Annotated in this window: 8 protein-coding genes; 2 read left to right on the top strand and 6 right to left on the bottom strand. The window is 70.7% G+C overall.

All coding sequences use genetic code 11. The features are described from left to right. Positions 1-132: 132 nt before the first annotated feature. Positions 133-747: a TetR/AcrR family transcriptional regulator gene (locus tag HLK59_RS46130; RefSeq protein WP_171147665.1), complete on the top strand. Its 615-nt coding sequence runs from the start codon at positions 133-135 to the stop codon at positions 745-747. Here the strand turns inward: HLK59_RS46130 and HLK59_RS46125 are convergent. Beyond that, positions 726-1,565, bottom strand: coding sequence for a glycerophosphodiester phosphodiesterase (locus HLK59_RS46125; RefSeq protein ID WP_171147664.1), 840 nt, complete (start codon positions 1,563-1,565; stop codon positions 726-728). The genes HLK59_RS46130 and HLK59_RS46125 overlap by 22 nt on opposite strands. A gap of 178 nt (positions 1,566-1,743) precedes the next feature. Here HLK59_RS46125 and HLK59_RS46120 point away from each other — a divergent pair, with 178 nt between their 5' ends. Further along, a complete protein-coding gene (locus HLK59_RS46120) occupies positions 1,744-2,475 on the top strand; it encodes a bifunctional DNA primase/polymerase (RefSeq protein ID WP_171147663.1) in 732 nt (243 codons plus the stop codon). A gap of 14 nt (positions 2,476-2,489) precedes the next feature. Here HLK59_RS46120 and HLK59_RS46115 read toward each other — a convergent pair whose 3' ends face one another. The 5 genes from HLK59_RS46115 to HLK59_RS46095 form a co-directional block, all read right to left on the bottom strand. Then, positions 2,490-3,494, bottom strand: coding sequence for a hypothetical protein (locus HLK59_RS46115; RefSeq protein ID WP_171147662.1), 1,005 nt, complete (start codon positions 3,492-3,494; stop codon positions 2,490-2,492). Next, complete coding sequence (gene efeU / locus HLK59_RS46110; RefSeq protein ID WP_171147661.1) at positions 3,454-4,326, bottom strand: iron uptake transporter permease EfeU; 873 nt, start codon at positions 4,324-4,326, stop codon at positions 3,454-3,456. The genes HLK59_RS46115 and efeU overlap by 41 nt, the downstream gene beginning before the upstream one ends. A 6-nt stretch (positions 4,327-4,332) precedes the next feature. Beyond that, complete coding sequence (efeB, locus tag HLK59_RS46105) at positions 4,333-5,571, bottom strand: iron uptake transporter deferrochelatase/peroxidase subunit (RefSeq protein ID WP_171147660.1); 1,239 nt, start codon at positions 5,569-5,571, stop codon at positions 4,333-4,335. A 13-nt stretch (positions 5,572-5,584) separates the two neighbouring features. Then, a complete protein-coding gene (gene efeO, locus HLK59_RS46100; RefSeq protein WP_171147659.1) occupies positions 5,585-6,742 on the bottom strand; it encodes an iron uptake system protein EfeO in 1,158 nt (385 codons plus the stop codon). 189 nt (positions 6,743-6,931) lie between these two features. Then, a complete protein-coding gene (locus HLK59_RS46095; protein WP_171147658.1) occupies positions 6,932-7,753 on the bottom strand; it encodes a heme ABC transporter ATP-binding protein in 822 nt (273 codons plus the stop codon). Positions 7,754-7,835: the final 82 nt, after the last annotated feature.

Here is a 7,835-nt window from a genome sequence, read left to right as displayed (position 1 = left end):
CCCCCAGGGGGCTCCGCCCCCTGGACCCCCGCTCCTCAAACGCCGGAGGGGCTGAATTGGGTGGCCCCGGGGGCGAGAGAGGTCTTTGGCTTGGCGAGACGGGGCGTCTCACTCGCCTGCTAACGTCGCCCCATGGTCAAGCAGCCCGCCCCCGACACCACTCGCCGCAGCGAGAAGTCCCGTCGCGCCATCTATGACGCCGCCCTCGCGCTCGTGGGCGAGGTCGGTTACCCCAAGACCACCATCGAGGGCATCGCGGCCCGCGCCGGCGTCGGCAAGCAGACGATCTACCGGTGGTGGTCGTCGAAGGCGGAGGTGCTGATGGAGGCCTTCCTCGACCTCGGAGAACAGTCCGCACACGAGGCCGGCCAGGAGTCGTACACCTTCCCGGACACGGGCGACCTGGCCGCCGACCTCAAGGCCGTACTGCGCGCCACCGTCGACGAGCTGAGAGACCCCCGTTTCGAGGTGCCGTCCCGGGCCCTGGCCGCGGAAGGCGTCGTCAACGAGCAACTCGGCCGGGAACTCGTGGCGAAGCTGCTCCAGCCCTCGCTCCAGCTCTACGTCGAACGTCTGCGCTCCGCACAGGACACCGGCGCCGTACGCCCGGAGATCGACCCGCGCATCGCCCTGGAGCTCTTCGTCTCGCCCCTCGCCCAGCGCTGGCTCCAGCACACCGGCCCGATCGACCACGCGTACACCGACACCCTCGTCGACTACGCCCTCTACGGCCTCACTCCGCGCTGAGACACCCGCGCCAGCCGCCCCGGCGTATCCGTGATCACCCCGTCGCACCCCAGCCCCAGCACCCGGTCCCGCTGCGCCGCGGTGACCACGGTGTGCGCCCACACCCGCCGGACCCCGGAGCCCACCGCCCGGACCAGATCGGCGTCACGCGCCTTGTAGTCGACGTCCAGGACGTCCACGAAGGACCGCCACCGCTCGGGCCGGTCGGTGCGCAGCTGCCGCGCCGAGCGCCACAGACTGGTCAGCAGCCCCATGCGATGGGCCCGCCGGGCCAGCGCGGGGTCGTTGGAGTTCACGAACACCGAGCGGGTCAGCCCCCGGGAGCGGAGCAGCGCCGCCAGCGGGGCCACGCTCCGCGGATCCTTCGCCTCCAGCATCAGCACCACCCGCCCGCCCAGCAGATCCAGCACCTGCGCCACGGTCGGCGGCCGCTCCGACCGCCAGCTGCCGGGGAGGGAGGCCTTCGGGCGCACCCGGACGCCCTGCCATTCCCGCACGTTCAGCTTCCGCACCTCACCGCCCAGATACGTCGTGCGGTTCAGCAGCGGATCGTGCATCACGACGAGCGTGCCGTCGCTCAGCATGCGGGTGTCGAAGTCCAGTACGTCCGCCGTACCGCGCCCGTAGGCGGCCATGAGCCCCGAGAGGCTGTTCTCGGGCACCTCACGGGCGCCGCCGCGATGGGCGACGTAAGTCACACGCGGCAGCGAGTCCACTGTGAGCGGTCCGGGCCCCCACTCCAGCGGGATCGTCGGTCCCATCAGCGAGACCAGGGAAACCGTCGACGCCAGGCCCGTCAGCGCGATCCTCGTGACCATGGCGACCACGGTAGGGGCGCCGGGGGTCTAAATCCTGTCAAAGCGGGCGATTTCACCCGATCCCCCTCCCGGGTACGCCCTGTCCCGCCTACCCCGGTTGTCGGCTCCGGTCCCCCGGAGCGCAGGATGGTGGGACCATAGGGCATGCTGTCCGCACCACAGCGAGGCGAGGCGATACATGAGCCAGGAGTTCGGCGGCCGGACCGGCCTGCAGGGCAGACTCACCCAGTGGCTGCGCGGACGCCGCCCGAAGGAGGCCGCCGACGACGGCGGCCGTGAGGCCCTGCTGCTGGCCGCCGCCGGGGCGGGACTGCCCCTCGCGCCCGCCGCGCACCCGGCCGGCTACCGCTGCTCCTGCGACCGCATCGGCTGCCCCACCCCCGCCCGGCACCCCGTCTCCTTCGCCTGGCAGACGCAGTCCACCACCGACCGCGCCCAGATCGAGCGCTGGGCCCGGCACCAGCCGCAGGCCAACTTCATCACCGCCACCGGCATGGTGCACGACGTCCTGGACCTGCCCCTCGAAGCCGGCCGCGAGGCCCTGGAGCGGCTGCTCGCCTCCGGTATCGAGGTCGGCCCGGTCGCCGAGACCGACGACGGCCGGCTGATGTTCTTCACCCTCACCCGCGGCACCCCCGAGGACGAGGACGAGTGGTGGCCGTGCGAGCTGGACTGCCACCCCGAGACGATGGACGAGCACCCGGGGCTCCGCTGGCACTGCCGCGGCTCCTACGTCCTCGTACCGCCGGCCCGGCTGCCCGGTGACGGACAGTCCGTGCACTGGGTACGCGGCCCGGAACACCCCCTGCCCGACCCGCTGAGCCTGCTGGAGATCCTCACCGACGCCGGCGCCCGCTGGGCCGGCGAGGAGCCCGACCACCTCTCCGCGGCCTGGCCCCTGCGCGGCTGACCCGGCGACCGGCCCTACTCGCCCTTCGCCGCCGTCAGCCCCTGGATCCGCCCCAGCACCGACACCTGCCCGCCGCCCGCGCCCTTCGCCGGGTCCAGGGCGACCTCGTTGGAGACGAACTCCATCGTCAGCGACTGCTTGACCTCACCGGTCGTCAGGGCGTCGACGGCCGCGCTCTGGTCGGGGAGCGTGGTGCCCGCGTAGGCGGTCTGCTTCATGTAGTGCCGCGTGGTGAAGAACACCAGCGCGCCACCGTCCTTCGTGCGCAGCGCCAGCGGGGCGTAGTCACCGCTGGTCAGCGACTCGTCGATGTACTGCGTGGCCCGGCCCGGCTTCTTGGCGTCCTTCGTGCGCTGGGTGCGCCATCCGCTGGTGTGCGCGCCCGCCGCGAAGGTCTTCCCCTCGCCGTCGGCCAGATACGTCGCGTAGTCCTGGCTCAACTGCCGCGGGGCCACGGACAGTTCCGTCGAGTCCGCGGGGACGGCCTCCGCCCAGCCGTCCGTGTCCGTCCTGAACTCCGGTACGTCGTCCGGTGCGACCAGCGTCAGGTACGCCACCTGGAACGGCTTGTCCAGGCCGTCGCGCGTGAACACGAACAGCCAGCGCGCGCTGCCGCCCTTGTTCGCGGCGGTGTCGGCGACGAACCAGCGCGGCCAGCCCGCCTTCTTGGGGATGGTGTACTTCGCGTCGGACAGCGTCAGCGGGGTGTGCGCCGTATTGCCCTGCGGGCTGTTGGCCCGGCCCGCCCTCAGACGCGCCGCGTCGATGTCGGCGAGCGGACCGGTGACATGGTCCGCGTCCAGGGAACTGTCGTACGCCTTGTCGGCCTTGTTGTACGCGGTCGTGAACTCCTGGAGCGCCTCGGCGGCTTCGGCCCTGGTCGTCGCGGGGAGCACCTCGCGCTCCCCGTGGACCACCACGCATCCGCTCGCCGTCAGCGACAAAGCGGTCACCGAGGCCGCTATCAGCACCCTCCGGTCAAGACTGCGGAGCCTTCGAGGGCTTCGATCCCTGCTCATCGGATGCCTTCACCTTCCCCTTCCCGGAGGCGAACCCTACCGGGGCGAGGAACAGCGCGAGCGTCGGGACCAGGTACAGCAGCCACACCGTGACCTGGAGCACGGTCGGGTCCGGCTGGAAGTTGAAGACGCCCTTCAGCAGGGTCCCGTACCAACTGTCCGGCGGGACGGCACCGGAGATGTCGAAGGCCTTGTCGGTCAGCCCCGGCAGCCAGTCGGCCTCCTGGAGATCATGGAAGCCGTACGCCAGCACGCCCGCCGCCACCACGACCAGCATGCCGCCGGTCCACGTGAAGAACTTGGCGAGGTTGATCCGCACCGCGCCCCGGTAGAACAGCCAGCCCAGCACGACCGCCGTGGCGATGCCGAGCCCCACACCGATCAGCGGGCGCGGTGTGCCGTCACCGGCCGCGTGCACCGACGCCCACACGAACAGGGACGTCTCCAGACCCTCCCGGCCGACCGCGAGGAACGCGGTGGCGACCAGCGCGCCGGTGCCCATCCGCAGCGCCGCGTCCAGCTTGCCGTGCAGCTCCGCCTTCAAGTGCCGGGCGGTGCGCCGCATCCAGAAGACCATCCACGTCACCAGGACGACCGCGAGGATCGACAGGGAGCCGCCGAGCGCCTCCTGCGCCTTGAACGTCAGCTCCTGGGAGCCGAATTCGAGCGCGCACCCGAAGCCGAGCGCGAGTGCGAGCGCGACGCCGATACCGATCCAGATGGGCTTCAGCGCGTCCCTGCGGTCCGTCTTCACCAGATAGGCGATGAGGATGCAGACGACGAGAGAGGCCTCCAGGCCCTCGCGCAGACCGATCAGGTAGTTGGAGAACACGGTCTCTCACGCCTCCTTGGAGAACAGCGTGCTGCCCCACCAGTCGTCCTTGTCACGGACGCCGGGCGGGACGGCGAAGACCGCCGAACCCACGTGCTGGATGTACTCGTTGAGCGCGTCCGGGGCGAGGTTGCGCTGGATCTGCACGAATCCCTTGCGCACATCGCGCTGGTACGCGAGGAAGAACAGCCCGGCGTCGAGCCGCCCGAGCCCGTCCGTGCCGTCGGTGAAGGAGTAGCCCCGGCGCAGGATCGTCGCCCCGTGGTTGGAGTCGGGGTGCGCGAGCCGGACGTGCGCGTCGGGCAGCATTGCCTTCAGGAACGGCTTGTCGCGCTCTTTGGCCTTGCCGACCGGGGCGCCCTCGCCCTTGTCACGGCCGAAGATGTCCTCCTGCTCCTGGAGGGAGGTGCGGTCCCAGGTCTCGATGTGCATCCGGATACGGCGGGCGACGAGATAGGACCCGCCGACCATCCAGTCGGGCCCTTCCTGACCGGAGACCCACACGAACTTCTTCAGCCGGTCCGTCTCGGTCCCCGCGATGTTGCGGGTGCCGTCCTTGAAGCCCATGAGGTTGCGCGGGGTCTGCGCCTCGGGGGTCGTCGACGAGGTCTTCCCGAAGCCGAGCTGCGACCAGCGGATGACGACCTTGCCGAAGCCGATCCGGGCCAGGTTGCGGATGGCGTGCACGGCGACCTGCGGGTCGTCGGCACAGGCCTGGACGCACAGATCGCCGCCGCTGCGGTTCTTGTCGAGGGCGTCCCCGGCGAACTTGGGCAGTTCGAAGAGGCCCTCGGGCCGGGCGTCCGCGAGCCCGAACCTCCCGAACAGCGACGGCCCGAAGCCGATGGTGAGGGTGAGCCGCGAGGGCTTGAGCCCCAGCGCCTCACCGGTGTCGTCCGGCGGCGCCTCGGCCAGCCCGCCGAACGCGCCCTCGCCGACCGCCTGCCCGCCGGTCATCCGCCGCGCGGCCACCGTCCAGTCCTTGAGCATCTGGACGAACTCGGCGCGGTCCTCGGTCTTCACGTCGAACGCGGCGAAGTGCAGCCGGTCCTGCACGGGCGTGGAGATACCGGCCTGGTGATCACCGTGGAACCCGACAGCTGCACCGGCTTCGGAGGCGGCCGGATCGACGTCGTTGCCGGCCTGGGTCATCGCCACCGCCCCGCCGGCCGCGGCGGCACCGAGCGCGAGCCCGGCACCGCCCCAGCCGATCAGCGCACGGCGGGAGGGAGTTGCGTCCGTCATGGCTGCTCCTGCCTCAGGAAGACTTCGTGACGACGGCGGCGGCCAGCTTCGACAGCGGCTCCGCGAGGGCGTTGACCGCGTCCGACAGCTCCTTCTGCTGGGCCTTGGTGACCTTGTCGTACGAGACGAAGTCGTACGAGGCCTTGTCCGCGCGGTACTTGTCCAGCAGCGTGTTCAGCGCGGCGAACTGCTTGTCCAGCTCGGTCGTGAGGGCAGCGTCGTTCTCCTTGGCGACCGGCTTCAGCAGCTCGTACGACTTCTCCGCGCCCTCCACGTTGGCCTTGAAGTCGACGAGGTCGGTGTGCGAGTAGCGCTCCTCCTCGCCGGTGACCTTGCCGGTGGCGACCTCGTCGAGGAGTTCCTTGGCGCCGTTGGCCATGGAGGTCGGGGTGATGTCCGCCTTGCCGACGCGCTTCTGCCAGTCGGTGAGGTCGGTGATCAGCTGGTCGGCGAGCTCGGAGTCACGGGCGGTGAGCTTCTTGTCCTTCCACAGCGAGCGCTCCAGGCGGTGCCAGCCGGTCCAGTCCTTCTCCAGGTCCTGGCCCTCTTCGAGGCCGTCCTCGCGGACGTCGACCTTGGGGTCGATGTCACCGAAGGACTCCGCGACCGGCTCGGTGCGCTCCCAGCCGATCCGGGAGGGGGCGTAGGCGGCCTTGGCGGCCTCGATGTCCCCGTCCTTGACCGCCTTGGCGAAGGTCTCGGCGAGCGGCAGTGTCGCGTCGGCCTGTGCCTGCACGTAGGTGCGGTAGGCGGCGACGGCCTTGTCGAGCCGCGGGTCGCGCTTGGCGGCGGTGCCGCCGGTGGCCTTGACGTCCTGGCGGATGCCGTCGCCCTTCATACCGGGCTTGCAGGCGATCGTGTAGTCGCCGGCCTTCACCTCGGCGGTGACGGTCTGCTTGGTGCCCGGGCCGATGTTCTCGCGCTCGGTGACGACCCGGTCGTCCGGGAAGAGGATGTAGACCTCGGTGACCTTGGAGCCCTTGTTCTCGATGGCGAGCTCGACGTGTCCGGCCGGGAACTCCTTCTTCGACACCTCGCACTTGCTGTCGGTGGCGGTCACGTTGATGACCCGGTCGCCGCTCTCCGAACCTTTCTCGGTGCACCCGGTGAGGGCGGTGAGGGCCGCCACGGTGGCGGTGGCGGTGACTGCGGAGAGTCTGGCGGCTCGCATGCGGGCTCCCGGCGATGGCTGAAAAATCACGTGACAGGGCTCACACGGTTCGGTGAGGCTCGCCTAACTTATCCGAGCCTTACCTGCGTGATACCCCACCGTTCCGTGATTCACCTCTCATAGGCGGTGCAAGGGCACGACCCGATCACGGTGTCTTAAAACGGACCCCAAGCAACGGTCAAAGGAAATTCAAAGGTTCCGCTCAGGGTTTACGAGCAGCGCCCCCGTGCGCGGGTGCGGAAACACTTCCACCGGCTGGTCGTACACCTCCGACAACAGCGCCTGGTCGAAGATCTCCTCCGGTGCCCCGTCGGCGGCGACCCGCCCGGCGCGCAGGATCGCGACGCGGTGCGCGTAGGCGGCGGCGAGCCCCAGATCGTGCAGGACGACGACGACGGCGTCCCCCTTGCGGGCCCGCTCCCGGCACACCCTCAGCACCAGCTCCTGATGCTTGAGGTCGAGCGCGGCGGTCGGCTCGTCCAGCAGCAGCAGGGGCGCACGCTGGGCCAGCACCCGCGCGAGCGCGACCCTGGCCCGCTCACCACCGCTGAGCGCGGCGAAGGGGCGGGGCGCGAAAGCGGTGACCTCCGTCTGCCGCATGGCCTCGGCGACGGCCCGGTCGTCGTCTTCGGGCGCGGTCACGGCCCAGGGGGCCCTGCCCATCCGTACGACGTCCTCGACGGTGAACGGGAAGGAGAGGGAGGCCGACTGGGGGAGGACGGCCCTTCGCAGAGCGAGTTCGGGCGCGGACCACTCCGTGGCGGGCCGGCCGTGAATCCGTACGACCCCGCCGGCGGCCGGAATGTCAGCGGCGAGCGCACCGAGCAGGGTGGACTTCCCGGCACCGTTGGGCCCGACCAGCGCGAGCACCTCCCCGGCCCGGACGGTGATGTCGACGCCTTGCAGCACCTCGCGGGACCCGAGACGGACATACAGCCCTTCAGCCGTGGCGAGCACGTCCCCGGGCTCGGCGGGCGGAGGGGGAGTGGGGCGGTTACGGAGGAGTCTCATGGCGGAGGTCCTTGGGGTGAAGTGGCTGAGGAGGGCCCGGCATTGCGGAGGGGGGCGGCGGTGAGCGGGTGTTGTCGTGAGG

The organism is Streptomyces sp. S3(2020) (assembly GCF_013044505.1).
Taxonomy (GTDB): domain Bacteria; phylum Actinomycetota; class Actinomycetes; order Streptomycetales; family Streptomycetaceae; genus Streptomyces.
The sequence above is the reverse complement of the archived record's forward strand: the minus strand, read 5'-3'. Positions and strand labels throughout refer to the sequence as shown.